At 63.7% G+C, this 24,633-nt stretch carries 27 protein-coding genes and 1 tRNA gene; 16 read left to right on the plus strand and 12 right to left on the minus strand.

From position 1 onward, the window contains the following. Positions 1 to 156 precede the first annotated feature (156 nt). Complete coding sequence (locus IVA92_RS01835; RefSeq protein ID WP_247280004.1) at positions 157 to 552, plus strand: hypothetical protein; 396 nt, start codon at positions 157 to 159, stop codon at positions 550 to 552. A gap of 70 nt (positions 553 to 622) precedes the next feature. Here IVA92_RS01835 and IVA92_RS01840 read toward each other — a convergent pair whose 3' ends face one another. Continuing rightward, positions 623 to 1,666 carry a polysaccharide deacetylase family protein gene (locus IVA92_RS01840; RefSeq protein WP_247280005.1) on the minus strand — a complete coding sequence of 348 codons (1,044 nt, stop codon included), beginning with the start codon at positions 1,664 to 1,666 and terminating at the stop codon, positions 623 to 625. Positions 1,667 to 1,920: 254 nt separating this feature from the next. Between IVA92_RS01840 and IVA92_RS01845 the strand changes: the two genes are divergently transcribed. Beyond that, positions 1,921 to 2,214, plus strand: coding sequence for a hypothetical protein (locus tag IVA92_RS01845; RefSeq protein ID WP_247280006.1), 294 nt, complete (start codon positions 1,921 to 1,923; stop codon positions 2,212 to 2,214). A gap of 165 nt (positions 2,215 to 2,379) precedes the next feature. Continuing rightward, on the plus strand, positions 2,380 to 2,595 hold the full coding sequence (locus IVA92_RS01850; RefSeq protein ID WP_247280007.1) for a cysteine rich repeat-containing protein: 216 nt from the start codon (positions 2,380 to 2,382) through the stop codon (positions 2,593 to 2,595). 55 nt (positions 2,596 to 2,650) lie between these two features. Here IVA92_RS01850 and IVA92_RS01855 read toward each other — a convergent pair whose 3' ends face one another. Beyond that, on the minus strand, positions 2,651 to 4,339 hold the full coding sequence (locus IVA92_RS01855) for an MFS transporter (RefSeq protein WP_247280008.1): 1,689 nt from the start codon (positions 4,337 to 4,339) through the stop codon (positions 2,651 to 2,653). A gap of 134 nt (positions 4,340 to 4,473) precedes the next feature. On the opposite strand from IVA92_RS01855, the gene IVA92_RS01860 reads away from it, so the two are divergent. The 7 genes from IVA92_RS01860 (at position 4,474) to IVA92_RS01890 (ending at position 12,250) form a co-directional block, all read left to right on the plus strand. Next, positions 4,474 to 5,847, plus strand: coding sequence for a hydrolase (locus tag IVA92_RS01860; RefSeq protein WP_247280009.1), 1,374 nt, complete (start codon positions 4,474 to 4,476; stop codon positions 5,845 to 5,847). A gap of 34 nt (positions 5,848 to 5,881) precedes the next feature. Further along, positions 5,882 to 7,249 carry a cytochrome P450 gene (locus IVA92_RS01865; protein ID WP_247280010.1) on the plus strand — a complete coding sequence of 456 codons (1,368 nt, stop codon included), beginning with the start codon at positions 5,882 to 5,884 and terminating at the stop codon, positions 7,247 to 7,249. Between the two features lie 50 nt (positions 7,250 to 7,299). Beyond that, entirely contained in the window at positions 7,300 to 8,709 is a 1,410-nt protein-coding gene (locus tag IVA92_RS01870) for an adenylate/guanylate cyclase domain-containing protein (RefSeq protein WP_247280011.1), read from the plus strand. Positions 8,710 to 8,928: 219 nt separating this feature from the next. Beyond that, entirely contained in the window at positions 8,929 to 9,435 is a 507-nt protein-coding gene (locus IVA92_RS01875; RefSeq protein ID WP_247280012.1) for a TerB family tellurite resistance protein, read from the plus strand. Positions 9,436 to 9,637: 202 nt separating this feature from the next. After that, positions 9,638 to 10,417: an SDR family oxidoreductase gene (locus IVA92_RS01880; protein ID WP_247280013.1), complete on the plus strand. Its 780-nt coding sequence runs from the start codon at positions 9,638 to 9,640 to the stop codon at positions 10,415 to 10,417. A 125-nt stretch (positions 10,418 to 10,542) separates the two neighbouring features. Further along, the gene (locus tag IVA92_RS01885; protein WP_247280014.1) at positions 10,543 to 11,343 is read left to right on the plus strand and encodes a glutamine amidotransferase; all 801 of its coding nucleotides are present in this window, start codon (positions 10,543 to 10,545) and stop codon (positions 11,341 to 11,343) included. Between the two features lie 94 nt (positions 11,344 to 11,437). Continuing rightward, positions 11,438 to 12,250: an enoyl-CoA hydratase gene (locus IVA92_RS01890; protein WP_247280015.1), complete on the plus strand. Its 813-nt coding sequence runs from the start codon at positions 11,438 to 11,440 to the stop codon at positions 12,248 to 12,250. A gap of 111 nt (positions 12,251 to 12,361) precedes the next feature. On the opposite strand, the gene IVA92_RS01895 is transcribed toward IVA92_RS01890, so the two are convergent. Continuing rightward, a tRNA-Ala gene (locus tag IVA92_RS01895) sits at positions 12,362 to 12,437 on the minus strand. Between the two features lie 187 nt (positions 12,438 to 12,624). On the opposite strand from IVA92_RS01895, the gene IVA92_RS01900 reads away from it, so the two are divergent. Genes IVA92_RS01900 through folD form a run of 3 tightly spaced genes read left to right on the plus strand, consistent with a single transcriptional unit; the run spans position 12,625 to position 14,158 of the window. After that, complete coding sequence (locus tag IVA92_RS01900; RefSeq protein WP_008539240.1) at positions 12,625 to 12,915, plus strand: YggT family protein; 291 nt, start codon at positions 12,625 to 12,627, stop codon at positions 12,913 to 12,915. A 15-nt stretch (positions 12,916 to 12,930) separates the two neighbouring features. Then, positions 12,931 to 13,272, plus strand: coding sequence for a DUF167 domain-containing protein (locus tag IVA92_RS01905; protein WP_247280016.1), 342 nt, complete (start codon positions 12,931 to 12,933; stop codon positions 13,270 to 13,272). Between the two features lies 1 nt (position 13,273). Then, the gene (gene folD / locus IVA92_RS01910) at positions 13,274 to 14,158 is read left to right on the plus strand and encodes a bifunctional methylenetetrahydrofolate dehydrogenase/methenyltetrahydrofolate cyclohydrolase FolD (RefSeq protein WP_247280017.1); all 885 of its coding nucleotides are present in this window, start codon (positions 13,274 to 13,276) and stop codon (positions 14,156 to 14,158) included. A 105-nt stretch (positions 14,159 to 14,263) separates the two neighbouring features. Here the strand turns inward: folD and ppa are convergent, their stop codons facing one another. From ppa to IVA92_RS01925, 3 genes are all read right to left on the minus strand, one after another. Further along, positions 14,264 to 14,800 carry an inorganic diphosphatase gene (gene ppa, locus IVA92_RS01915; RefSeq protein WP_158668697.1) on the minus strand — a complete coding sequence of 179 codons (537 nt, stop codon included), beginning with the start codon at positions 14,798 to 14,800 and terminating at the stop codon, positions 14,264 to 14,266. Between the two features lie 177 nt (positions 14,801 to 14,977). Further along, complete coding sequence (locus IVA92_RS01920; RefSeq protein WP_008136728.1) at positions 14,978 to 15,487, minus strand: GNAT family N-acetyltransferase; 510 nt, start codon at positions 15,485 to 15,487, stop codon at positions 14,978 to 14,980. A 49-nt stretch (positions 15,488 to 15,536) separates the two neighbouring features. Continuing rightward, entirely contained in the window at positions 15,537 to 15,851 is a 315-nt protein-coding gene (locus IVA92_RS01925) for a hypothetical protein (protein ID WP_247280018.1), read from the minus strand. Between the two features lie 3 nt (positions 15,852 to 15,854). On the opposite strand from IVA92_RS01925, the gene IVA92_RS01930 reads away from it, so the two are divergent. Both IVA92_RS01930 and IVA92_RS01935 read left to right on the plus strand, forming a co-directional pair. After that, positions 15,855 to 16,766: an alpha/beta fold hydrolase gene (locus IVA92_RS01930; protein ID WP_247280019.1), complete on the plus strand. Its 912-nt coding sequence runs from the start codon at positions 15,855 to 15,857 to the stop codon at positions 16,764 to 16,766. Beyond that, positions 16,766 to 17,164 (plus strand): DCC1-like thiol-disulfide oxidoreductase family protein, encoded by a 399-nt coding sequence (locus IVA92_RS01935; protein WP_247280020.1) that lies wholly within the window; start codon positions 16,766 to 16,768, stop codon positions 17,162 to 17,164. The genes IVA92_RS01930 and IVA92_RS01935 overlap by 1 nt, the downstream gene beginning before the upstream one ends. 109 nt (positions 17,165 to 17,273) lie before the next feature. Here the strand turns inward: IVA92_RS01935 and IVA92_RS01940 are convergent, their stop codons facing one another. The 6 genes from IVA92_RS01940 to IVA92_RS01965 form a co-directional block, all read right to left on the minus strand. After that, positions 17,274 to 18,521 carry an NAD(P)/FAD-dependent oxidoreductase gene (locus IVA92_RS01940; protein WP_247280021.1) on the minus strand — a complete coding sequence of 416 codons (1,248 nt, stop codon included), beginning with the start codon at positions 18,519 to 18,521 and terminating at the stop codon, positions 17,274 to 17,276. Between the two features lie 202 nt (positions 18,522 to 18,723). Next, entirely contained in the window at positions 18,724 to 20,550 is a 1,827-nt protein-coding gene (gene typA / locus IVA92_RS01945) for a translational GTPase TypA (protein ID WP_247280022.1), read from the minus strand. A 255-nt stretch (positions 20,551 to 20,805) separates the two neighbouring features. Then, positions 20,806 to 21,066 carry a hypothetical protein gene (locus IVA92_RS01950; RefSeq protein ID WP_247280023.1) on the minus strand — a complete coding sequence of 87 codons (261 nt, stop codon included), beginning with the start codon at positions 21,064 to 21,066 and terminating at the stop codon, positions 20,806 to 20,808. Next, positions 21,063 to 22,493 (minus strand): radical SAM protein, encoded by a 1,431-nt coding sequence (locus tag IVA92_RS01955; protein ID WP_247280024.1) that lies wholly within the window; start codon positions 22,491 to 22,493, stop codon positions 21,063 to 21,065. Before IVA92_RS01955 ends, IVA92_RS01950 begins: the two co-directional genes overlap by 4 nt. Beyond that, on the minus strand, positions 22,474 to 23,190 hold the full coding sequence (locus IVA92_RS01960; RefSeq protein ID WP_247280025.1) for a prolipoprotein diacylglyceryl transferase family protein: 717 nt from the start codon (positions 23,188 to 23,190) through the stop codon (positions 22,474 to 22,476). The genes IVA92_RS01955 and IVA92_RS01960 overlap by 20 nt, the downstream gene beginning before the upstream one ends. Before the next feature lie 100 nt (positions 23,191 to 23,290). Then, positions 23,291 to 24,055 (minus strand): Crp/Fnr family transcriptional regulator, encoded by a 765-nt coding sequence (locus tag IVA92_RS01965; RefSeq protein ID WP_247280026.1) that lies wholly within the window; start codon positions 24,053 to 24,055, stop codon positions 23,291 to 23,293. A gap of 194 nt (positions 24,056 to 24,249) precedes the next feature. Here IVA92_RS01965 and IVA92_RS01970 point away from each other — a divergent pair, with 194 nt between their 5' ends. Further along, positions 24,250 to 24,630 carry a response regulator gene (locus IVA92_RS01970; RefSeq protein ID WP_247280027.1) on the plus strand — a complete coding sequence of 127 codons (381 nt, stop codon included), beginning with the start codon at positions 24,250 to 24,252 and terminating at the stop codon, positions 24,628 to 24,630. Positions 24,631 to 24,633: the final 3 nt, after the last annotated feature.

Raw genomic sequence — 24,633 nt, forward strand, 5'->3', positions numbered from 1 at the left:
GGGTCACTCACTCCACGCATTTCTTGGCACGGCCATTATAGCTCGGCCCGCACGTTCACTGCGCGCGCGAAGGGCGCAGCCTGAGTGATCGTGATCACGTAACCTCAGGCGGGCTTCCCGTAACGTCCCGGTTACGCCAACACGGGGAGATTTCACATGCGCAAGATCATTCTGGTTGCCGCCATGCTCCTGGCCTCTGCGTCTGCCCAGGCAGGCGGATCCCGCAGCCTGTCACTGGCCGCGGCAGGCGAGCAGACCTCCGCGCCGCAAATCACGACCACTTCGGCGACGGCCGCTCCGACGCAGGTGAGCGACGTCGTGCCAGCCAATGAGGCTCCGAAATATTCCGATCGTCCGCCGGCAGTGTCGCTTTCTGCGCCGGCTGCGCCGACCGCTCCGGCCGTGACGACGCCCACGACGAGCTCCGCGCAGGTCACGACGATCAAGCCCGCCAGCAAGACCACGGCAACGGCGGACAAGCCGAAGCACAAGCGCAGCTGGACCGAACGTCGCATCATCGGCGAGCTGCACCGCCACGGCATCTACTGGTAACAGCCGCTTGCCCAAAGCAAATGGCCGGGGGAAGGGCCCGGCCATGCGCATATTGAAGCGGTGATCGCGCTTACTGCGAAACCGTCTGCACCACACTTGCGATCGGACGGGCGCTCGAGGTCGGCACCTTCAAGTCCTTCAGCAATGCCTCGTCATATTCCGGCAGCGTCTGAATGGTCGTCTTGGCCTTCATTTGCACGATCTTGTAGCCGCCGGCCTTGAGCCGCGCGAGCAGCGCCGGCATGGCTTCGCCGGTGTGCTTCTGGAAATCGTGCATCAGGATGATGCCCTTGCCGAGCTTGTCCAGCCTGGTCATCACGGTCTCGACGATCTTCTCCGGCGTGGCGCCCTTCCTGAAGTCGAAGGAGTCGATGTCGGTCGAGAACATCGCGACGTTGCGGGTGCCGAAATAGGTCACCATCGCGGGATTGTGCTGAAGCTGCGGGAAGCGGAAGAACGGCGCCGGATTGGTGCCGAGCGCGAATCTCACGGCGCTGAAGCCCTTCTCGACCTCGTCCTTGACCTGCTGCTCCGTCATCTTCTTGCTGTTGAGGTTGACATGCGACCAGGTGTGCGTGCCGACCGTGTGGCCCTGGGCCAGCACCTGGCGCAGGATCTCCGGATGATAGGTTGCGTGCTTGCCGACCGAGAAAAACAGGCCCTTGGTGCATTCATCCGCGAGCGCCTTGAGTACGGCGGGCGTATTGACCGGCCACGGACCATCGTCGAAGGTCAGCACGACCTCCTTCTCGGTGAGAAAGTCGAACTGCTTGAAGTGCTCGAAGCCGAAGCCGGGACCGCCTGTGGTGTCGATCTCGACCACGCGGGCAACGCCCAGCGCGTTCGGATTGGCGCAGGCCTGTTTCTGCTGCACCGGCATGGCCGGGGCGGGCGCCGCGGCAGCTGCCGCCGGCTTGGCCGCGATCGCCGCGGTGGTCTCGACGTCATCCTTGGCGGCGAGCTTCGCCGGTGCCGGCAATGGATCGGCGGCACGGGCGGCAACTGTCTTGGGGGCGCCCTGATCGGCGCGCGCGGAATAATAAAACCAACCGCCGGCGGCGATCACGACCGCCGCAACTACACTGGCCAGCATCAGGCCCAACGCATTACGCATCGCTATTCTTTCCAATTACGCAACCAAACCGGCGGAATTTCCCGCGCGACGAGCCATTAATGCGAAGGAACAGTTAACGTGACACCAACGCGACGCCGGTCGCGTAGGAATTTCAGCGAAGTGCGCCAAAGTGACTGAGGTCACAGAGGCTGTGCCTCCCGTGACCATCATCACAGTGGAAACGGTTTGGCCGGAGCATCGTAGTTCCCATCAACAACCGGCGCCGTTCCGACGGTGCCAATGGGGAGCTTCAAATGACCAAGTCGTTTTCCAGCAAGATCCGCGACACCAGTCTGGCCCTGGGCTTTGCCGCCATCGTGTCGACCGTCTCGACGACCTCGGGCTTCGCCTTCTCGGCCGAAGCGCAGCAGATGTGCACCGGCGATGCCTTCCGACTCTGCTCCGCGGACATTCCCAACATCCCGAAGATCACGGCGTGCATGATCAAGCATCGTTCTGACTTAACCGCCGGCTGCCGCGCGGTGATGGACAAGGACCTCGCCAAGGGCGCGTCGCGCAAGGTCGCTGACGCGCAGGACAAGCAGTAAGCAACACGGCGATCGTTGCGTCGGATAGCTCCCCTCGCGATGTACCCCGGGGTCAAGCCGGCGCCATGCGGTGGCACGTTGCAGCCAGTCAACAAAGCCGTTGCGGCCTTAGGACCATCGCACTAGCTTCGCCCGCACATTCTTTGCGGTAGAAGGCATTACGCGATGGCTAGATTTCTTTTCGTTATTTCTTTGCTCCTGTGCGCATCGGCCGCGTCCGCGCAGCAGCAGCCCGGCCACGATGCCTGCGCGCGTGATGTCAGTCGCTTCTGCCGCGCCGTGATGAACAATGGCGACGGCGCTGTGCTCGCCTGCCTGAAGCAGAACCGCACCCGGCTGAGCAAAGGCTGCGACAAGGTGCTGACGGATCACGGGCAGTAACCTGTCATTCCGGCCTCGCGCCTGACGGCGCGCTGCGGAATGACGAACGTGAGGCTTACGTGCTGCTCCCCGCCGCGGTCGCGACCACCGGCAGCACTTCGCTATTGGCGCGGTCCGGCGTGTCCTCCTTCCAGCGCACCGAGCCGAACGGACGCTCCAGCATGCGCCGGATCCGCACCGGCTCGGGGCCGATGTGGAAGGCCATGGCTTCCTGATGCAGAGCGCGTTCGGACTGAGTCGAACGGTTGCGCTGGCGTAAATAGTCAAGCCACGTCGGACAATGATAGCGCTCGGTCCACAATTCCGGATCGGCGATGTCGCGTGCGATCGACCAGCCATAGGCGCCGTTCCGCTGCCGGGAGAGCTGTACGTCCTGCATCACATTGTGGAAGGCGCGGGCATTCTCTTGGCTTACGCGGTATTCGATCTCAACCACCAGAGGCCCGCTGCGGCCGGTCAGCGACAGCTTCACCTCAGGATCGGCCAACACCTCGGCATCCTCATTGCGCGCGCCGACGCGCGGCATCGCTAGCCAGACGCCGAGCAGCGGCGAGATCAGCATCAGGCCGGCCGCGACCAGGAGTGCGACCTCGACCCCGGCATAGTCGGTGAGATGGCCCCAGCCCCAGGCGCCGATCGCGATGCCACCCGAGATCGAGGCCTGGAACGCCGCGAGCGAGCGGCCCGCGACCCAGCGCGGCGCCGAGAGCTGCACGCCGATATTGAACAGCGCGATCGCGGCCATCCAGACCGCGCCGGCCAGCACCAGCGCAGTTGCCGTCAGCACCGGCTCCGTGCTCAAGCCGACCGCGGCCATCGCAAACGCCATCGAGATGGTGCAGGCGCGGATCGCGGCTTCGCCGCTCATGCGCTTGCGCAATTCATGGATGTTGAGCGCGCCGATCACGGCCCCCATGCCGAAGGCGCCGAGCATGATGCCGTAGGTCTGCGCGCCGCCATGCAAGAGGTCGCGCGCGACCAGCGGCATCAGCGCCATCACGGCCCCGCCGATCAGGCCCATCACCAGCGTGCGCAACAGCACGATCTTGATCGGCGGCGAATTGGTGATGTACCGGAAGCCCGAGACCATCGCGCGGTTGAGCTTCTCTCGTGGCAGGCGCGAGGGTTCGGTGTTGCGGCGCCAGAGCAGCAGGACCACCAGCAGCGGCAGATAGAGAATCGCGTTGCAAGCGAACGCCGCCACCGCGCCGAGCGCAGCGACGATCACGCCGCCAACCGCGGGACCGAAGCTGCGCGCGATGTTGTAGCTGATGCCGTTGAGCGCGACGGCCGAGGGCAGTGCGTCGGGCGGCACCTGTTCGCTCACCGAGGACTGCCAGGCGGGGCCGAACAGCGCATTGCCGCTGCCGACGACGAAGCAAAAAGCGAGCAGCAATTCGGGAGTGATCAGATTAAGGCCGGCCAGCACGGTGAGCGCGCTCGCGCCGACCAGCGCGATCGACAGCGAGACCAGGGTGACGATGCGTCGATCATACATGTCTGCGATGGCGCCCGCCGGCATCGAGATCAGCATGATCGGCAACATCAGCGCGGTTTGCACCAGCGCCACCTTATCGGCCGAGGCCGCCATCTGCGTCATCGCCCAGGCGGCACCAACGCCTTGGATCAGGAGGCCGAGATTGGAGAGCAGGCTGGCAAGCCAGATGCGCCGGAATACGGTGTACCGCAGCGGCGCGGTGATGCCGTCGGCGACAATTTTCTGGCGGTTCCTCTGCTCGGTCATATCCCTTCCAAACGGTCTGGCAGAAATGGTCCTGGCGATTCCGGCAAATTCAGTGATGCCTGCGAAAGTCCTTCGCTGTCCAGTGATTAGGCCAGTATAAGCGGTGCAAAGAGGCGTTTGCCGGGGAGGAACAGATGAAGCTGTCGCGACGGACGATCCTGCAAGGGGTCAGCAGCTTGCCTTTCGCAGTTGCGAGCTTGCCGGCAGGCGCGATGGCCCAAACCGCACCGGCCGCCACGCCAAGCACTGAGCTGCCGCCGATCCTGTTCGTCCACGGCAACGGCGACTACGACGCGCTCTGGATGACGACCTTGTGGCGGATGGAATCGAACGGCGTCGCACGCGATCGCATGGCGGCGATCAATTTCACCGATCCGCTTGCGCGCAGCGACGACAAGGTCGAGCAGGCGAACCGGTCATCGACAGAAGACCAGCGCCGCGAGCTCACCGCCGCCATCGCTGACCTGAAGCGCCGTACCGGCGCGTCGCGCTTGGCGCTGGTCGGCAGCTCCCGAGGTGGCTATGCGATCCGTAACGTCATCAAAAATGGCGGTGCCGGCGATGTCAGCCACGCCGTGTTGTGCGGCACGCCCAATCACGGCGTGTTCGCGACCGACGACCAGCCCAACAACGAGTTCAATGGCCGCGGTGCATTCCTGCGCGGCTTGAACGACGGCGAGAGCGAGGTGACGGCGGGCACAGCTTTTCTCACCTTGCGCAGTGACGGCCTGGACAAATATGCACAAGCCGACGGCCGTTTCATCGGAAAGCCCGGCGTCCCGACCGGTATTACCGCGGAGGGGCCGGAGCTGAAGGGGGCCACCAACCTCGTACTCGGTGCGCTCGATCATCGCGAGGTGGCGTTTCATCCGCGCGCATTTCGCGAGATCTACAAGTTCGTCGCCGGGCGCGAGCCGATGCGCATCGCGATTGTGCCGGAGCCAAGCGTGAAGTTGAGCGGTTTGATCACGGGCACGCCGGGCGGCGTGCCGACCAACCGTCCGGCGGCCGGCGCAACCGTCGACGTCTTCCGCGTCGATCCCGAAACGGGAGAGCGCAAGGGCGTTGCGCTGCACAGCTCAAAGACCGGTGCCGATGGCCGCTGGGGACCGGTGCAGATCGATCCTACCTGGTCGCTCGAATTCGTCCTGGTATCTCCCGACACGCCGACGACGCACATCTACCGCTCGCCATTCCCGCGCTCGTCGGACGTCGTGCACCTGCGGCCTGCGCGCCCGCTCGGGCCGGCTGACAAGGACGCAGGAGCTGTCGTGATCATGTCTCGGCCGCGCGGCTATTTCGGCCTGCCGCGGGACGTGGTGCTGCTCGACGGCAAGGAGCCGGCCGACGTCAAACCGGGCGTGCCCACGGATGCGGCAGCAACCCTGCGGCTTCCGGCCAGCGAGGTCGGGCGTAACATCGTGGCCCAGTTTGGCGAAGAACGGATTGTGGCACGCGCCTGGCCCGCCTCTGAGAGCAGGATTGCGATTGCCGAGCTGACTTATTAGCTGTTTGCTTGCGTCACTTCCGCCGGAGAGAGCCATGAACATCGCCAGCGTGCATCGGCCCATCATCCCTCCGACCCCGCCGCGTGCGCCGGACGACATGTCGTTCTTTGGCAAGCTCGCGGTGATCCGCCAGAACATGATCGCGACCTGGGGGCAGCGCGCCTATGAGGAAGACGTCATCCCGGGCCGCTTTTTTTTCCGCAACAGTTTCATCCTGAACCAGCCGGACGCGATCCGGCACGTCCTGCTCAGCAATTACGAGAACTATACGCGCACGCCGGCGGGCATCCGCATGCTGCGCCCGGTGCTCGGTGACGGCCTCCTGATTGCGGAAGGTCATTCCTGGACCTTTCAGCGCCGCACGCTGGCCCCGGCCTTCACGCCGCGCGCTACCGCAAATCTCGTCCCGCACATGACCGCGGTGCTCGACGAAGCGATTGCGAAGCTCGACGCGCGAACCGGCGAGCCCGTCGATCTGCGCGAGGTCATGCAGCGCATGACGCTCGAGATCGCCGGGCGCACGATGTTCTCGTTCGGCATGGACCGCCATGGCGCGACCTTGCGCAATTTCATCATGGAATATGCCGCGCGGCTGGGACGGCCCTATTTCCTCGACATGGTGCTGCCGGTGTCCTGGCCGAGTCCGATGGATCTTGCACGGGCGCGCTTTCGCAAGCGCTGGACCGAATTCGTTGCCATGCTGGTCGCCGAACGGCGCGCGGCGGGCAAGAAGGACGGCGCGCCGCCGCGTGACCTGTTCGACCTCATGGACGAGGCCCGCGATCCTGAAACGGGCAAGGGCTTTTCCGACGAACAGCTCGTCGACGAGGTCGCAACCATGATCCTGGCGGGTCACGAGACTACGGCGACGGCGCTGTTCTGGGCGCTCTATCTGCTGTCGCTCGACCCTGACACGCAGGAGGAGGTCGCCTCCGAGACCTGCGGCGAACATCTCGACAGCATGGCCGACATCGAGCGGCAGAAATTCACCCGTGCCGTGATCGAGGAGACCATGCGGCTCTATCCGCCCGCCTTCCTGGTCGCGCGTGCCGCGCGCGAGAAGGACAACGCGGCCGGCATCGAGATCGGCAAGGGCGACATCATCATGATCGCGCCGTGGCTTTTGCACCGGCACGAGAAACTGTGGGATCAGCCGAACGCGTTCATTCCAAAGCGCTTCATGGCGAAAGAGCCGCCTGATCGCTTCGCATATCTGCCGTTCGGCGCCGGCCCCCGCGTCTGCATCGGCGCGCCGTTTGCGCAAGCCGAATCGGTGCTGGCGCTGGCCCGGCTGATCGGCGCGTTCCGCGTCGAGCTTGCCGATACCGTTCCCGTGATTCCGCATGGCGTCGTCACGACGCAGCCGGACCACTCACCCATGTTCCGCATCACGCGTCGGTAACGGATGCTCGTCTGGCCGATGGCGTGATCCACCTTAGACAGAGCCCCGCCATGAGCGACATCCAGGCCCAGTTTTCCGTTCTGAAGCAGACCGCCGACGCCAAGGTGGTCGACGCGATTGCGCAACTGATCGCCAATGGTCAGGACCGAGACCTCAACCGCATCAACGTGCTGGATTTTGCTGATCGTGCCGGGCTCGATCAGGAGAAGGTCATTTCCGGATTTCTGCACGCATCGCGGCTAGGCCTGTTCGACATGAGCTGGAACGTGCTGTGTCCCGGCTGCGGAGGAGTTCTGGGTGCGCATACGACGTTGAAATCCCTGAAGCATGAAGACTACAACTGCGCGCTCTGTGCAGCTGGGTACGAGGCGTCAGTCGATGAGATGGTCGAGGTGGCTTTTACCGTCAGTCCGCGTGTCCGCCGGATCGGTGCTCACGATCCCGACACGTTGCCGATCTGGGAATATGTGCGGCAGATGTTCTGGAGCTCCGGCGTCGACATCAACGATGAATCGTTCTCGCGCCTGATCAACGAAGTGACGCTGGAAGCGCTCGAATTGCCTGCCGGCGAAAAGGCGATCCTCTCGCTGAAGCTTCCCAACCAGTTCGTCATCGTCTTCGAGCCGGTCACGCATTCCGCCCATTTCCTGGATGTTCAGGGTGAGCCGACGAGCGAACGTCAGCAGCTTTCGATTATGTTCAACAAATTAGAGGCGCCTACGGGGACCACTGTGATGCGCCCTGGACCGTTGCGCCTCACGCTCGAGAATCAATCAGGCAATCGCGTGTTGCCCTCGGTGTGGATTGCCGCCGACGCGTTGCATGAGATGATCGGCAAGCGCAAGCCCATTCTGACGGCCAAGCGGATGCTGTCCAATCAGACGTTCCGCGACGTCTTCAAGGCCGACAACCTCAATGTCGACCAGCGATTGAAGATCACGTCGCTGACCTTCCTGTTCACTGACCTGAAGGGGTCGACGGCGCTGTACGAGCGAGTCGGTGATCTCAGTGCTTTTGACCTCGTGCGCGCGCATTTTCGTGCGCTGCTGGAGATCATTGCCGCCGAGAAGGGGGCGGTTGTGAAGACAATCGGCGACGCTGTCATGGCGACCTTCGTCAGACCTGAGCACGCAATTACCGCGGGGCTGCGCATGCGCGCAGCCATGGATGAATTGAACAAGGAGCGCGGCGCCAACGATCTCATTCTCAAGATCGGTATTCATGAGGGGCCTTGCCTCGCGGTGATGCTCAACGAGCGCCAGGATTATTTCGGTCAGACCGTCAACATCGCCGCGCGCGTGCAGAGCCTGTCGACCGCGCAAGAGATCCACATCACCGGCCCAGTCCTCGATGTGCCGGCGGTTGCCGAAATCCTTCAGCAGCGCGAGATCAAGCCAATCCAGAAGCAGGCGGCTCTGCGCGGCATTGCCGACAAGATGGTGGTGTACGAGATACCGTAAGGGATGCGTCCGACATGCGCTCCGTCGCATTGACGGCGTGGCGGCGGATGCGCGCTACATCCTCCAGCGTCGATCGGACCGGACATAACGCCAACCGGCAGATTGCCGAAACGTAATGCGGCGCGCGGAACTGACGCACATTGCGCCGGTTGAATTTGCGCCTCATATAATGCTGGTAGCATCCGCCTCTCGCGGCTTCATCGATCTCGGTAGGACTTTATGCTCGACGGCCTGCGCCAATTCATCGCCGACATTGTTGCTCCCCACGACCAGACTCGCGCATTCGGCGACAGCGACTATCGGCTGGCGGCCACGGCGCTGCTGATTCACGTGGTCTCGCTGGACGGTCAGCCGAGCGCAGCCGAGCAACGTAAACTGCATAGCCTGATCGAAAGCCACTTTGGGCTGGATCGCGGCACTGCGGACCGGCTGATCGCCGACGCCACCGAGGTCGAGGGCGAGGCGGTCGATCTCTATCATTTCACCAGCGTGATCATGCGCTCGCTCGACGAAGAGGGTCGCAAGCGCATTGTGCGGATGATGTGGGAACTGGTCTATGCAGACGGCCAGGTCAGCGAGTTCGAGGACAACGTCGTCTGGCGCGCCTCTGATCTGCTCGGGATTTCGCAGCGCGACCGGATCGACCTGAAGCACGCGGTCGCGGACCGAGCCGGTGGTCAGGTCAAGGACAGCGCGGTCGCGGCTGACGGCTCTGGCCTCGACTGATGGCGGCCTGCGCGGAGACATGACGAAACTTTAATTTATCCGCCGCCTGCGCCGAATTCGCCTGCAAATCAAAGGTTTTTCAAGGCGGCTTGTCGTTCTGCTCAAGCGGCCATGCTGGCAGCGCAGCTTGCATGTCGCGCGTGGCCTATGCTCTCGTTCCACCATTGCGGGGCCAAAAACTTGAATTCAAGAGACTTCGATCGTGACTGAGCGGGTGACGCTGATTACCGGTGCCTCGGCGGGTATCGGCATGGAGCTGGCGCGCGTGTTTGCCGCCAACGGGCATCGCCTCGCATTGACCGGGCGACGGGCGGGCCGGTTGGAAGCGCTTGCCGCGGAGCTGGCCGCCAAGGGCGGCAAGAAACCGATCGTGATCGCCTGCGATCTCGAGGAAGCGGATGCCGGCGACAAGATCGCGGCAGCGCTTGCCGCCGAAGGTGTCGAACTCGATCATCTCGTCAACAATGCCGGTTTCGGCGTGTTCGGTGATGCGATCGAGCGCGATCGCGTCGAGCAGCTCGGCATCGTCGATGTCAATGTCCGGGCCCTGACGGATCTGTCGCTGCGCTTTGCCGATCAGCTCATCAAGAACAGGGGCGGTCTTCTCAATGTCGGATCTGTCGCCGGCTTTCTGCCTGGCCCCGGCATGGCCGTCTACTACGCCTCAAAGGCCTATGTCATCTCCTTCACCGAAGCGCTGCGGGCGGAGCTTGCACCGCGCGGCGTCCGCGTCACCGTGCTTTGCCCGGGCCCGGTGCCAACCGAATTCCAGGCTCGCGCCGGAGTCGGATCCCAACATGATACGGCGGTTCTCAACGTCTCTGCCGCCGAGGTGGCCCGCGATGCGTATCGCGGTCTGATGGCCAACAAACGGGCAGTGCTGCCTGGTCTGGGCATCAAGATTGTGCCGTTGGCGCTGCGTTTCTTCCCGCGCGGCTTCATCTTGGCCGCGACCAGCCGATTCCAGAGGCGCAGATCCTAGAGAAGGCCTGAGGCGTCCGTAGTGGCCCGGAGCTTGCTTTGATCTCGGTGTGTGCGCGAACTCACACGATGTTAACCATCGCTTAGCTATGCTGGCGGTCTGAACCGATAGCACTCGCAGAGGCCATGTCGTTCCGGACGGACAGGTTTCGTCGCGCAGAATTGGTGCCCCTCCGAACGAGGACGCCTGGCGCGGCCGCCTTCGTCTCCGAAGCCCGGCTCCCGGTTCTGATCGTCCTGCATCAGGAATCCTCGACCCCCGGCCGAATCGGCAATGCCCTGCGCGCGCTCGGCCATCGTCTCGACATCCGGCGACCGCGCTTCGGCGATGCCCTGCCCGAGACGCTCGATCAGCATGCCGGCGTCGTGATCTTCGGCGGCCCCATGAGCGTCAACGATCCCGATGACTACATCCGCCGCGAGATCGACTGGATCGAAATTCCGCTCCGCGAGCAGCGGCCGTTCCTCGGCGTCTGCTTAGGTGCACAGATGCTGGCGATGCAGCTCGGGGCCCACGTCGCGCCTCATGCGGAGGCGCTGGCCCAGATCGGGTACTACCCGATCAGGCCCACTGCCGCGGGACATGCGCTCTGCCCGCACTGGCCGGGGCAAGTCTACCACTGGCATCGCGAAGGATTTGATCTTCCGGTCAGCGCCGAGCTGCTCGCCGAGGGCGATGATTTTCCGGTGCAGGCGTTCCGTACGGGCAATGCCTTCGGTGTGCAGTTTCATCCAGACGTGACCTACGCGATGATGTGTCGCTGGACCACGCGCGGCTATGATGGCTTCAGCGCGCCGGGTGCGCGGCAGCGGCATCATCATTTTGCAGATCGTGCCGTCTACGACGCCGCGGAACGCGCCTGGCTCGATCACTTCATCGATGGCTGGCTGGCGCGCCGGCCGGCGCTTGCGCAAGCCGCCGAGTGATCGCGCCTTCGCCCGAAGCCCTTGCCTCTCCCCTGAATATGCTAGGCTCTCTGTCAACGAGCGCACACGAACGCGCCGGCAAAGGGAGAGCGCCATGGCCTACGAGCACATTCTCTATGAAGTGAGCGACAAGATCGCAACCATCACGCTCAATCGCCCGGATCGCATGAACGCTTGGACGCCGATCATGGAGCGCGACGTGCGTCACGCGATGGAAGCGTCAAGCATCGACGACAAGGTCCGCGTCATCGTGCTCACTGGTGCGGGCCGCGCCTTCTGCGCCGGCGCCGACATGGATGCGCTGAAAGGGCTCGACCCCGATGACGTCAGACGCGCCTCGAACCTGCCGCCCTTTGACATGAACCGCCGGCCGGATTGGCAGACGCGCTACGGCTATTACCCATCGATCAAGAAGCCGATCATTGCCATGCTCAACGGCGCGACCGCGGGCATTGGCCTCGTCCACGCGCTCTATTGCGATCTGCGCTTTGCCGCCGACAACACGGTGTTCACGACCGCCTTCGCGCGGCGCGGTCTGATCGCCGAGCACGGCATCAGCTGGATGCTGCCGCGCATCGTCGGTCATGCCAACGCGCTGGACCTGTTGCTTTCGGCCCGGCGCGTGCCGAGCGCGGAAGCGCTGCGGATCGGGCTGGTGAACCGGATCTGCTCGCCGGAGAAACTGCGCGAGGAGACCTATGCCTATGCCCGAGACCTCGCCGATTTCGTCTCACCGAGCGCGATGGCGGTGATCAAGCGGCAGCTATACGAGGTGCCGTTCCACACGCTGGCCGAGGCGACGATCGAAGCCAACCGAGAGATGATGGTGGCGCTGAACGGCAGCGATTTCCGGGAAGGAGTCGCAAGCTTCATCGAGAAGCGGCCACCGCGGTTTACGGGGAAATAGGGGCAGGAGCTTCGAGCAGTCCATCTTCGCCCTTTGGGCTTCGCCGGACACCACGCTTCGCCCTTGCGGCCCCGACGTGGCTGCGCCACGCGGAGCCCGAAGGGCGAAGCGTGGTGGAGCCAGGCGGGATCGAACCGCCGACCTCGTCATTGCGAACGACGCGCTCTCCCAGCTGAGCTATGGCCCCTTTGCTGGCCGCTCTGGTGAATGCGGCCGACAACCGGGCGCCATTTAAGTCCCCGCCAAGGTCAAGTCAAGGACGGCTATAACCCGGTTTTAGCCATCCGGGCGCCGACTTCCCTTGTTTGGGTCGGGGGGAACCGATATCAAGCCAACGGCGTCAATCCCGACCGGAGCCAGAGTTTTCAAAAACCATGCGTGCCGTTCTCGACATCGTCATCATCGTGCTCGATCTCTACGTCTGGCTGCTGATCGCGTCCGCGATCCTGTCCTGGCTGATCGCCTTCAACGTGGTGAACACCCGCAACCAGTTCGTCTCGGCGGTGGCGGAGTTCCTGTACCGCATCACCGAGCCCTTGCTGGCACCTATTCGCAATTTCCTGCCCAGTCTCGGCGGCCTCGACATCTCGCCGATCATCCTGATCCTGCTGATCATGTTTATCGAGCGGGTGATCCTGTATTACATCTACCCGAACGTGATCTAGGCAGGCTGGAGCGCCTTGGTTGCCAAAGAACCCTGGCGTCCCTCCGGCACAGGAATCAGCATCGCGGTGCGGGTGACGCCGCGCGGCGGCCGCGACGACATCGACGGGATCGAGCAGCTCTCCGACGGCCGCAGCGTGCTCAAGGTGCGGGTACGCGCCATTGCCGATGGTGGCGAGGCCAACAAGTCGGTCTTGGTCCTGCTGGCGAAATCGCTTGGTGTGCCCAAGGCCAACGTCAGGCTTTTATCCGGGGCGAGCTCGCGGCTGAAGCAGATCGCGATCGAGGGCGATTCGGCAGGGCTCGGCGAAGCCTTGCGTCAGCTCGCTTTCGTCAAATCGATAGACCATGGGAACTGACATGACCGCTAAAATCATCGATGGAAAAGTCATTGCCGCGGAACTTCGCGGCCGCGTCGCCGAGGAGGTCGCCCGCGTCAAGCGCGAGCACAATCTGGTGCCGGGCCTTGCGGTGGTGCTGGTCGGCAACGACCCTGCCAGCGAGGTCTATGTCCGCTCCAAGCACACCCAGACGCAAGGCGCCGGCATGGCCTCGTTCGAGCACAAGCTGCCGGCCGACGTTTCGCAAGCAGACCTCTTGGCGCTCGTCGCAAAGCTCAACCGCGATCCGGCCGTGCACGGCATTCTGGTGCAACTGCCGCTGCCGAAGGGGCTGAACACCGAGGCCGTGATCAACGCCATCGATCCCGCCAAGGATGTCGATGGCCTGAATCCGAGCAATGCCGGCCGGCTCGCCGGCGGTTTTGAGGCGCTGTCGCCCTGCACGCCGCTGGGCTGCATCATCCTGACCAAAAGCGTGCACGCTTCGCTCGAAGGCATGAACGCTATCGTCATCGGCCGCTCCAACCTGGTCGGCCGTCCGCTGGTGCAGTTGCTGCTGAACGAGAACGCCACGGTCACGATCGCGCATTCGCGCTCGCGCGATCTGCCTGCCCTCGTGAAGCGCGCCGACCTCGTCTATGCCGCTGTCGGCAAGCCGGAGATGGTGCGCGGCGACTGGCTAAAGCCGGGCGCGACCGTGATCGACGTCGGCATCAACCGCATCCCCAAACAAGACGGCAAGACCCGCCTCGTCGGCGACGTTGCCTATCAGGAAGCGCTTGGGGTTGCCGGCGCGATTACGCCGGTGCCGGGCGGCGTCGGCCAGATGACGGTCGCCTGTCTGCTGGTGAATACGCTCCGTGCCGCCTGCGCGATCACAGGGCTGCCGAAGCCGGCGGTGTAGGTTGTCGTCTCCGGGGCGGCTCGAAGAGCGAACCCGGAATTTCGGGCCACACACTTCTGGATTCCGGGTTCGCTCTTCGCGCGCCCCGGAACGACGGTTATTTCGTTACTTCTTCTTTTTCTTCTCGCGCTCAATGCCTTCGAGAATCAGCTTGTGCGCGTCCTCGGGGCCGCCCCAGCGCAGGATTTTCACCCACTTGCCCTTCTCAAGATCCTTGTAGTGCTCGAAGAAGTGCTGGATCTGCTGGAGCGTGATGTCAGGCAGGTCAGAGTAGCTCTTCACCTTATCGTAGCGCTGCGTCAGCTTCGACGACGGCACCGCCAAGATCTTTTCGTCGCCGCCGGCTTCGTCTTCCATGAACAGCACGCCGACCGGCCGCACGCTCATGACGGCGCCGGGAATGATGGCGCGGGTGTTGATGATCAGGACGTCACAGGGATCGCCATCATCCGACAAGGTGTGCGGGATGAAGCCGTAGTTCCCGGGGTAACGCATCGGCGTGTAGAGGAAGCGGTCGACCACGAGCGTGCCGGCCTCCTTGTCCATCTCGTATTTGATCGGTTCGCCGCCCACGGGGACCTCGATGATGACATTGACGTCATGTGGTACGTTTTTCCCGATCGAGACCGCATCGATACGCATTCAAGGCTCCGTTGTTGCCGAGGTGACATCGCGCCCGGCAGCGATTTTGGCGCTGTCATACGCGGGCTTGGCCCGCTGATCCATCGCGTTTTTGTGAAATAATGAATCCGGCGATCACCGGCCCAAGTGGCAACGGTATCGACGGATGGAAACGCTGCCGATTCAGGTTTCAGCAGCTCAATTGGTCCAGGCGAAGGCAACCTTGTCGAGCGACTTCGGCCCGAACCGCTCCGAGGAGCGTGCCACCATGCGGCCGCCTAGGGCACGGTAGAACTCGGTGGCCGGATCGTTGTCCGACAGCGCCCACACCACCATGCTTTTCAGGCCGCTCTGCATCAGGTCGCGGCGGGCGGCGGCGAACAGGCGGCGGCCGAAGCCGAGGCCCTGGAATTCAGGACGCAGATAGAGTTCGTAGATCTCGCCGTCGAAATGCAAGCTGCGGGCACGGTTGCGGCCATAATTGGCGTAGCCTGCGATCTTGTCGCCGAACACCAGCACGCTGACGCGGCTGCCCTTGCGGATCGCACTGTCCCACCATTGCGGACCGCGGCGGTTGATCAGCTTCTCCAACTCGGCGCCGGGAATGATGCCCTGATAGGCCGAGCGCCAGGCTTCGTCATGGGTCGACGCCACCGCAGTTGCATCTGCGGCTTTGGCCGGCCGGACTTCGATCAGGGTTGTGCTCATGGACGCGATCAAACCAAGTCGCCGCGCCGGCGGCAAGACCTATCGTTAATTATCGGTTAACCTGTGGACTTTCTGCATCAGTTTTTAACCATGTTGTACCGAAAGAGGACAAGCCGCCGTTCAGAACGGGATCGGCCTGCCATGCGCCGGTGCAAAACTCGCCTGCGGCGCCTAATGAATGCGATGGCTGCGCAAAAAGTCTGGCCGGAGTGATTCGTTCCTCCTGGAGCATGATCCGGAAAAGTGTGGAGCGGTTTTCCGAAAAGATTATGCTCAAACAATAGTCTAAAGCGCGATGATCATTCGTCTTCATCTCATCGCGCTTTCGTGTGACATCGCTGTCGGTGTCCGCCTCCTCTGGCAATTCATGCGGCTCCTCATCACCCCTGCGCTTCTGTGTTTGCTGGCCGTGCTGACTGCGTCACCTCTGTGCGCTCAGACCACGTTTGGCCCCTCCGGAGAGGAGGGCGAACCGTTTCGCCGGCAACAGTGGCGCGTGCCGTCGCCGGATACCAGCATTGCCGCGCATGCGCTGCTGTTTCGCCCTGTCGGCGCCGGCCCGTTCCGGCTCGCGGTCATGGCCCACGCCTCGACGCAGAATGGCTTGCGTCGCGCGCAAATGCCGCGACCGGAATATCGCGCGCTCACGGCGTATCTCGTCGCGCACGGCTTTGCCGTGCTGGTGCCGGAACGGCTCGGTCACGGCGCGACCGGCGGCCACTATGTCGAAGACCAGGGCGGCTGCGACGAAGCGGACTACGCGCGATCGGCCCGCGCAACGGCCGACGAAATCCGGCTCGCGCTGGACTATTTGCGAAAGCAGGAATTCATTCGCAAGGACGCTGCAACGGTGATCGGCCATTCCGCCGGCGGCTGGGGCGCGCTGGCACTCGCCAGCGCCGAGCCGAAGGCGGTTTCCGTCATCATTGCATTCGCGCCAGGGCGCGGCGGCCATGCCAATGATGAGCCGAACAGGATCTGCGCGCCGCATACGCTCCTTGCGGCCGCCGCCGAATTCGGCAAGACCGCGCGCATCCCCGTCACGTGGCTCGTTGCCGCCAACGACAGTTACTTCGCTCCGGCATTTTCTCAAAGACTGGCTGAGGCGTTTGGCGGCGGTGGCGACAAGCTCGACTTTCGTATCCTGCCGGCCGTCGGCAGCGAGGGTCATTGGATGATCGAAACCGAGGCCGGCGTCAAAGCCGCAACCGGCGAGCTCGCGCGCGCGCTGAACCAGGGCAGGCCGGTGGCGGCCAAGAAGCCATGGGACAATCGCTGATGCCTGAATGGCCCGACGACGATGTGATCCTGTTCGATGGCGTGTGCATTTTCTGCTCGCGCTGGGTCCGCTTCGTCGCCGCCCGCGATACGGCGAAGCGGTTTCGCTTCACGCCGGTCCAGTCGGATTATGGGGCGCGGCTCGCGCGCACGTTCGGGATCGATCCGCACGATCCCGATACCAATGCAGTGATCCACGGCGGCGAGGTGTTCATGAAGTCCGATGCCGCGCTGACGGTGCGGTCTCAGCTCCCCGGCTGGGAATGGGTGCGCCGGCTGTTCGCCGTGCCGAGGCCGCTGCGGGATCCCGTGTACAGCCTCGTCGCACGCAGCCGCTATCGCATCTTCGGCAAGGACGATGCCTGTTTTGTGCCCGATGCCGATTACGGGCGCGGGTGATCGACTAGTATCCTCGTCATTGCGAGGAGCGAAGTCACGAAGCGATCCAGAATCTCTCCGCAGAAAGACCCTGGATGCTTCGCCGCGCTCGCAACGACGGAGCTTGCGGTCATGGCCTGCCAAGGGCCGCCAACACTTCCCTGGCCGCTCGCTCGCCGCTGTCGCGCGCGCCATGCGCTGTCGAGAAGAAATTTGGCGAGGTTGCCTCGCCCGCGAAGAACAGCCGGCCATCAACCGGCGCGGCCAGCACGGCGCGATCGCCGGCGTGACCCGGCAGCGCGTGCGAATAGGAGCCGCGGGCGAAAGGATCGTGCGCCCAGCGCGACTCGCGCAGGGATTTTAGCTTGCGGCGGATGTCGTTGCCGAGAAAGCCTGCAATCTCGTCGATGCTATGGGCGGCGAAGGCGCCCTCGCCGGCATCTTCCAATTGACGCGCAAAGCTGCCGCCGAAGAAGCCATCGATGCAGGGCTGCCCGAATGGGCGGATGTGATAGGTGCCCATCGCGGTGCGCATGGTGGCGCCGCGCAGGTTTCCCTCGGTCGGAAAGGCTTCAGCATCCGCGAGCGCCAGTGTCACCTTGTCGTTGACACCGAGCGGCAGGCCCCGTGCGGCATGGAGCTTGGCGGGAAGCGGCGGGGAAAAGCGGATCGCCTCATCGGCAATCAGATTGGTCGGGACGGTGACGATCACCTTGTTCACGGTCATCGTGCCCTGCGAGGTCTGGAGCCGGATGCGCTGACCGGAGTGATCGACCAGCGTGACGTTGCAGCTGAGCGCGACCGGACACGGCGCGCCATAGGCCGCGATCAGCGTTCCATATCCGGCTCGCACGCGCCAATTGAAATACGTGTCCTCGTAGCGCTCCATGTCGAGGATCGAGACTTGATCGAGTTCGCACCCGTTCACATAAGTCGAGACCGCGTCGATCATCGGATTCCAGCGGTTGCCAGGCTCGAGATAGCAGGAGGCCGGCGCGTCCTCGCCGCTTTCCGCGGCCTCCCAGGCGCGTTCGTAGAATTCGTCGATCGCGTCTGCGAAGGCGATGCGCTCGGCTTCCGGAAAGGCGTCGCCATAAGCGCGATCGCCCCAAGGCGGCAGATCCGTGTTGATCTCGAAGCCGAGCTGGCGGGCAATCGCAACGAAGGAATTCTTGTCGGCCGAGTGCAGCCAGCCGCAGCCGACGTCGAAGGTCACGTCAGGCGAGGCCTGCACGGTCCAGGCGCGGCCGCCGAGCCGGTTACGCGCCTCCAGCACGATCACGGAGAGGGCGGAGCCATGCAGCGCATGCGCGGCGCCAAGGCCGGCGGCACCCGCGCCGATGATCGCGACGTCGGCGGAGGAGGGAAGGGAGGTCATGGGCAGGCTCTAGCACGTTCGCCAATTGTCCTGAAGCCGGCCAGGTATGCAGCTCTCGTGTCCCGGACGCGCTGCAGCGCCTGCGCTGCTGCGCAGAACCGGGACCCAAGTCGACGGGTAAACGAAACGAGAGTGCTGGGCCCCGGCTCTGCACCGCATCGCTGGTGCGCTGCGCTGCGTCCGGGGCACGCGAGAGTGGGCTTTACGCCACCGCTTCCTTGGCCTTTTCCGCACGCTTGCGCTCGTTCGGGTCGAGATGCTTCTTACGCAGGCGGATCGACTTCGGGGTGACCTCGACGAGCTCGTCGTCCTCGATATAAGCGAGCGCCTTTTCCAGGGTCATGCGGATCGGCGGGGTCAGGCGCACCGCTTCGTCCTTGGAGGTCGTGCGGATGTTGGTGAGCTGCTTGCCCTTGAGCACGTTGATCTCGAGATCGTTGTCGCGGGTATGCTCGCCGACGATCATGCCGCGATAGACCTTCCAGCCCGGCTCGATCATCATCGGCCCGCGGTCTTCCAGCTTGAACATGGCGTAGGCGACCGCCTCGCCCTGGTCGTTAGAGATCAGGACGCCGTTGCGGCGGCCCTGGATCTCGCCCTTGTAAGGGGCATAGCCGTGGAACAGGCGGTTCATGATCGCGGTGCCGCGGGTGTCGGTCAGAAGTTCGCCCTGGTAGCCGATCAGGCCACGGGTCGGCGCGTAGAACACCAGACGCAGGCGGTTGCCGCCGGAGGGCTTCATCTCGATCAGCTCGGCCTTGCGCTCGCTCATCTTCTGCACGACGACGCCGGAATGCTCTTCGTCGACGTCAATCACGACCTCCTCGATCGGCTCCATGGTGGCACCGGTGGCTTCGTCCTTCTGGAACACGACGCGCGGGCGCGACACCGAGAGCTCAAAGCCCTCGCGGCGCATGGTCTCGATCAGGATGGCGAGCTGCAATTCGCCGCGGCCCGAGACTTCCATCGCGTCCTTGTCGGCGGCTTCGACGACGCGCAGCGCAACGTTGCCTTCGGCCTCGCGCAAGAGACGGTCGCGGATCATGCGGCTCGTCACCTTGTCGCCTTCGGTGCCGGCGAGCGGGGAGTTATTGACGATGAATGACATCGACACGGTCGGCGGGTCGATCGGCTGGGCCGGCAGCGGCACTTCCACGGTCGGATCGCAGAACGTGTCGGCGACGGTGCCCTTGGTCAGGCCCGCAATCGCAACGATGTCGCCGGCTTCGGCTTCATCGAGCGGCGTGCGCTCGAGGCCGCGGAACGCCAGGATCTTGGTGATGCGCCCGGACTCGACCAGCTTGCCGTCGGCATTGAGCACCTTGACCTGCTGGTTCGGCTTGAGCACGCCGGAGGAGATGCGGCCGGTGATGATACGGCCGAGATAGGGGTTGGCTTCCAGGATGGTGCCGATCATCTTGAACGGACCTTCCTCGACCTTCGGCGGCGCGACGTGGCGCAGGATCAGGTCGAACAACGGCTCCATGCCCTTGTCCTTCGGACCCTCCGGGCTTTCGGCCATCCAGCCCTGCTTGGCCGACCCGTAGAGGATCGGGAAGTCGAGCTGCTCCTCGCTGGCATCGAGTGCTGCGAACAGGTCGAACACCTCGTTGATGACCTCGGTCGGGCGCGCGTCGGGACGGTCGACCTTGTTGATGACGACGATCGGCTTCAGGCCGACCTTGAGTGCCTTGGACACCACGAACTTGGTCTGCGGCAGCGGGCCTTCGGCGGCGTCCACCAGCACCAGCGCGCCGTCTACCATGTTCAGGATGCGCTCGACCTCGCCGCCGAAATCGGCGTGGCCGGGGGTATCGACGATGTTGACGCGGGTGTCTTTCCACTGCACCGAGGCCGCCTTGGCCAGAATGGTGATGCCGCGCTCGCGCTCCAGATCGTTGGAGTCCATGGCGCGTTCGGTCACCTTCTGGTTCTCGCGGAACGTGCCGGACTGCTGGAGGAGGCGGTCGACCAGGGTCGTCTTGCCGTGGTCGACGTGGGCGATAATGGCAACGTTGCGGAGGTTCATGAGTGAGCTTCTTTGCGTTCGAACAATGGGTTAAGCGCGATCTCGCCGGTCGGACCGGGACCTCTTCTCGAAACAACGCTGAAAGACTGGAAACGGGCGCTCGCCGCCCAAAAGGGAAGCCCGGCCATATCAGACCGGGCGCCCTACGCGTTGCGGCGCAATATATGCAAAAACAGCCAAAAAACAATGTGTACTTTGGCCGTTGGTTGACTGAATTTTGTCCGGGAATCTCCGGGGGTTAGGCGAATAGCGGCCTTAAGCGCGCCGCCCCTTGATCGCCGCCCAGATCAGGGCAACGCCGCCGATCCCCACGACCAGTCCCAGGAAGACCAGTGGCGCGATGTCGGAGGCGATCCGGCCGTCCTCGACCACCGACATTCCGCCAAAGAGCAGGGCGCAGACACCCGGCAGCAGCATGACCAGCCCGAAGATCGCCATGAGGGCGGTCAGGCAGCCGCCGCGTTTGTTCGCCGGGGCAGGAGGCAGTCCCGGCGGCGGTATGTCGCTGATGCTCATGCTTGCAAGGCTCCTTCGGTCGCCTGTGCAGCGAGAGCCGCGCGAATGCCGTCGATCTTTCCGTTGCGGTAGAACAGATTGTAGGTGTCAAACGGAATGATCGAGCCTTGCTCCGTCACGAAATGGATGCAGCTGCGCTTGACGTTGCCGACGCAGAAATTGAAGCGATCGAGAAACTGCACGATGGTGACGCGGAACACGTTCTCGTAAGTGAGCCCTTCCGGCACCTGAAAGCTCGGCAGGCAACATAGCAGTTCGCAGACGCGTTCGGGGGTGTTGAGCGGGCCCGACGACAGCGAGAAGAGGTCAATAAACTTCTCCTTCAGCACCGGATATTTCTCCGGGCTGATCGTGTTGGGCATGACCGCGACGAGCTGCTCCTGCGGGATCAGCGAGGTCAGCGGCAGCACCTTCTCGCCGTTGCGCAGGCCATAGCCGATCGAGATGCTTTCGGGATTGCAGGGCAGCGGGATCATGTCCTTGTCGCCGAACACGTCGGTCTCGATCACGCGCTTGCGGATTTCCGACAGCATGATGCGGTCGGTGTTCTTGTCGAAATTCTCGTTACGGCCGGCGTCTTGCACCGGCTGCAGCGTGACCCCGCGCACGCATTTCCAGGTGAGCGCGTGGCGAACGATGTCGCCGATCTCCGCATCGTTGACGCCGCGCTTGATGGTTGCGACCAGCGTGGTCGATACGCCATAATGCTCGAGATTCTCCAGCGCCTGCTGGCGGATTTTTCGAAGGTCCGCGCCGCGCAGATTGATCAGCGGCTCGCGCTGCAGCGAATCGAACTGGAGATAGACCTCCAGCCCGCGCTTGTTCTCGGCGAGCCGCGCCACGAAATTCTTCTCGCGGGCGATGCGCAGGCCGTTGGTGTTGATCATGACGTGGCGGATCGGGCGGGCGCGCACGGCGTCAAGGATCTCGAAGAAATCCGGATGCAGCGTCGGCTCGCCGCCGGAAATCTGCACCAGGTCGGGCTCGCCCTCGCTCGCGACCAGCGCATCCAGCATCCTCTCGACCGTTGCGAGCGGTGTGAACCGCGTCCGCGCCGGCGAGGATTCGGCAAAGCACACTGGGCAGGTGAGATTGCAGTGCTCGGTGATCTCGATCAGCGCCAGGCAGGAATGCTGCTCGTGGTCGGCGCACAGGCCGCAATCATAGGGGCAGCCGAATTCCGTACGCTGCTGGAATTGCAGCGGCCGATCACCAGGCTTGATGAAATCCTTGCACAGACGCCAATAGGCCGCGTCCGTCGACACCAGCGTTGATTGGACGCCATGCTGCTTGCAGCGTTTTTCGTACCAGACCTCGTTGCCGAGAATCTGGATCTTGGTCGGCACCAGCTTCAGGCAGGTCTCGCAAAGGGACTGGGTCTGGCCCCAGAAGATATAGGGACGCGACCTACGCAACGGCGCGTTCATGCAGGGATCTCGCTTTGGGCGCCGTCGTCAGCATGAATGCGGCGTAGAGCAGGATGGACAGCGACAGCAGGTGAAACAGCGTGAAGGGGCCGATCAGCGTGCCATAGGGCTTGAGGAATTCCCACAGGAAGCGCTGCGCTCCATAGTAGACGAGCACCAGGTAGAAACCATTGGTGACCACAAACCGGTTTCGGTTCAAGACTGCCAGCACATAGAGAAGCGCGAACACGCCCATGGCGGTGCTCTCATAGAGCTGCACCGGGTGGCGAAGGAGGCCGTCGCCGAAATCATGGCCGAAGGGCAGCGCCGTGGGCGTGCCGTAGGTGAAATCGTCGAGGCCCGCGAAGTAGCAGCCGATCCGGCCGATTGCGATGCCGAGCGCCAGCGGCAGGGCAAAACGGGCGCCGGTTCGCACCGTGATGCCTGCGGACCATTTGTAGAGCTCGATCGCCACGATGCCGCCGGCGAGCGCACCCTCGACCGAGCGCGCAACGCCGCTCTGGCCCGACAGCCACAGATTGGCCGACCCGAACAGGTAGGCGCCGACGCCTGCGCCGAACACCAGGGCGGCGATGTAGGACATTTCGAAGGATTGCGCAGGAAACCGCAAGCCCTGTCGCGACAGCCAGTAGACGGCAGCTGCCGCCGCCAGCCATGCTGCAATATCGAAGACCGTATGAAGGAAAGCCCCACTCATGCGGCGGAGAGTATAGCACGATCACGCCAGAGGAGCGCGCATGTCCTCTCCCATGTGCACTGCCTTCACAAGGGAGAAGGAAGAGGCGAGATTAGGTCCGCTATCCGGCCTCCCGCTCCTCCGTTGGATAGACGCCTCGCAACACTTCCTCGAAGTGCAGCTTCACTGCATCGTTGCAGAGGCAGGCGCGCAGGCGCAGGCCGTCGCGGCTGCGGACGAGAATTGAGCCGCGCCTCGTGTCGAGCACGCCTTCGGCTTTGAACGATTGGAGCACGCGGCTCGCATAGCTGCGTCCCACTCCGAGCAATGTCGCAAGCTGCTCATGCGTCAGCGGCACGCTGCTTTCGCCGCCGGTTCGCTCCATCGCCGCCAAGATCCATTTGGCCGTGCGCTGCTCGATCGAGTGGATGGCGTTGCAGGCGGTCGACTGGAAGATCTGCGCCAGCATGCAATCGGCATAGCGGGCGAAGATGTTGCGCAGCGACGGCGAACGCGTCTTGGCTGCTTCCAGTTTGCCGACGTGAATGCGCGAAAATGGGCCGCCGAACTTCACGCAGATGCGGGTATAGGCCGGCAGAAATCCCTCGCTGACGATGCCGCCCACCGCGCCTTCACGACCGACCAGGATGGTCTCGACGTCGCGGCCATCCTCGTTAGGGACGAGAAAGGTCGCAAGCGAAGGTCCGCAGGGGAAGTGGACGACCTGCACGTCATCGCCGGGATTGTAGAGCAGTTCGCCGGCCGCGCAGTCCTCGATGGTGACGTGCGGCGCGAGCAGGGCGTAATCCGCCGGGCTCAGGCGCCGCAACAGATTGTTGATCGGCCGGCTGTCGACCTCGCTTGTACTGCCGATACGCGCATCCATCGTGAACCCCCCGTGCTCTTTTCCACAATACCTTTCCACAATACCGGGTTCCGTCCGTTTCCTGTGTGCACAAGTGGACAGACGGAAGAACTGTGATGTGGTGGTTTCGTTCCGGGAACCCTCCGATGCGCTGGGCGCAGGCGTTGTGGCGCGGCTGTCCTGATCAGAAAAACCTCTCGCTCCAAGATGCGATCATGGCACCCGCACTTCCCGATGGCTTCCCATATCCTGCCGACGTCCTGGTCGTCGAGGACGATCCGATCATTGCAATCGATTTCGAGGACCGTCTGCTCGGGTTTGGCGTGAGGCACGTGCGCACCGCCGGGTCGGTGACGCAGGCGCTGGACGCGATCGCGAAAGGTGCTCCCGATTTCGCCCTGCTCGACGTCGAGCTGAACCGCGAGAAGAGCTTTGCGATCGCCGAGCGACTGGTGGCGCTGAACGTCCCATTCGTCTTCGTCACCGGCTATGGTGCCGAAACGCGGATTCCGCCCGAATTTGCGGCGCGGCCGCGGCTGCAAAAGCCGTGCTCGAGCGAGGCGCTGGAGGCTGCGCTGCGGACGCGCGATCGCTGAGGT

Origin of the sequence: Bradyrhizobium sp. 154, from assembly GCF_023073875.1 — a bacterium.
Classification (GTDB): domain Bacteria; phylum Pseudomonadota; class Alphaproteobacteria; order Rhizobiales; family Xanthobacteraceae; genus Bradyrhizobium.

Bases quoted from the DNA above. Each gene is read 5' to 3' on its own strand.
- IVA92_RS01835 (WP_247280004.1), top strand. From the start codon at position 157: ATGCGCAAGATCATTCTGGTTGCCGCCATGCTCCTGGCCTCTGCGTCT.
- IVA92_RS01840 (WP_247280005.1), bottom strand. From the start codon at position 1,666: ATGCGTAATGCGTTGGGCCTGATGCTGGCCAGTGTAGTTGCGGCGGTC.
- IVA92_RS01845 (WP_247280006.1), top strand. From the start codon at position 1,921: ATGACCAAGTCGTTTTCCAGCAAGATCCGCGACACCAGTCTGGCCCTG.
- IVA92_RS01850 (WP_247280007.1), top strand. From the start codon at position 2,380: ATGGCTAGATTTCTTTTCGTTATTTCTTTGCTCCTGTGCGCATCGGCC.
- IVA92_RS01855 (WP_247280008.1), bottom strand. From the start codon at position 4,339: ATGACCGAGCAGAGGAACCGCCAGAAAATTGTCGCCGACGGCATCACC.
- IVA92_RS01860 (WP_247280009.1), top strand. From the start codon at position 4,474: ATGAAGCTGTCGCGACGGACGATCCTGCAAGGGGTCAGCAGCTTGCCT.
- IVA92_RS01865 (WP_247280010.1), top strand. From the start codon at position 5,882: ATGAACATCGCCAGCGTGCATCGGCCCATCATCCCTCCGACCCCGCCG.
- IVA92_RS01870 (WP_247280011.1), top strand. From the start codon at position 7,300: ATGAGCGACATCCAGGCCCAGTTTTCCGTTCTGAAGCAGACCGCCGAC.
- IVA92_RS01875 (WP_247280012.1), top strand. From the start codon at position 8,929: ATGCTCGACGGCCTGCGCCAATTCATCGCCGACATTGTTGCTCCCCAC.
- IVA92_RS01885 (WP_247280014.1), top strand. From the start codon at position 10,543: ATGTCGTTCCGGACGGACAGGTTTCGTCGCGCAGAATTGGTGCCCCTC.
- IVA92_RS01890 (WP_247280015.1), top strand. From the start codon at position 11,438: ATGGCCTACGAGCACATTCTCTATGAAGTGAGCGACAAGATCGCAACC.
- IVA92_RS01900 (WP_008539240.1), top strand. From the start codon at position 12,625: ATGCGTGCCGTTCTCGACATCGTCATCATCGTGCTCGATCTCTACGTC.
- folD (WP_247280017.1), top strand. From the start codon at position 13,274: ATGACCGCTAAAATCATCGATGGAAAAGTCATTGCCGCGGAACTTCGC.
- ppa (WP_158668697.1), bottom strand. From the start codon at position 14,800: ATGCGTATCGATGCGGTCTCGATCGGGAAAAACGTACCACATGACGTC.
- IVA92_RS01920 (WP_008136728.1), bottom strand. From the start codon at position 15,487: ATGAGCACAACCCTGATCGAAGTCCGGCCGGCCAAAGCCGCAGATGCA.
- IVA92_RS01930 (WP_247280019.1), top strand. From the start codon at position 15,855: ATGCGGCTCCTCATCACCCCTGCGCTTCTGTGTTTGCTGGCCGTGCTG.
- IVA92_RS01935 (WP_247280020.1), top strand. From the start codon at position 16,766: ATGCCTGAATGGCCCGACGACGATGTGATCCTGTTCGATGGCGTGTGC.
- IVA92_RS01940 (WP_247280021.1), bottom strand. From the start codon at position 18,521: ATGACCTCCCTTCCCTCCTCCGCCGACGTCGCGATCATCGGCGCGGGT.
- typA (WP_247280022.1), bottom strand. From the start codon at position 20,550: ATGAACCTCCGCAACGTTGCCATTATCGCCCACGTCGACCACGGCAAG.
- IVA92_RS01950 (WP_247280023.1), bottom strand. From the start codon at position 21,066: ATGAGCATCAGCGACATACCGCCGCCGGGACTGCCTCCTGCCCCGGCG.
- IVA92_RS01955 (WP_247280024.1), bottom strand. From the start codon at position 22,493: ATGAACGCGCCGTTGCGTAGGTCGCGTCCCTATATCTTCTGGGGCCAG.
- IVA92_RS01960 (WP_247280025.1), bottom strand. From the start codon at position 23,190: ATGAGTGGGGCTTTCCTTCATACGGTCTTCGATATTGCAGCATGGCTG.
- IVA92_RS01965 (WP_247280026.1), bottom strand. From the start codon at position 24,055: ATGGATGCGCGTATCGGCAGTACAAGCGAGGTCGACAGCCGGCCGATC.
- IVA92_RS01970 (WP_247280027.1), top strand. From the start codon at position 24,250: ATGGCACCCGCACTTCCCGATGGCTTCCCATATCCTGCCGACGTCCTG.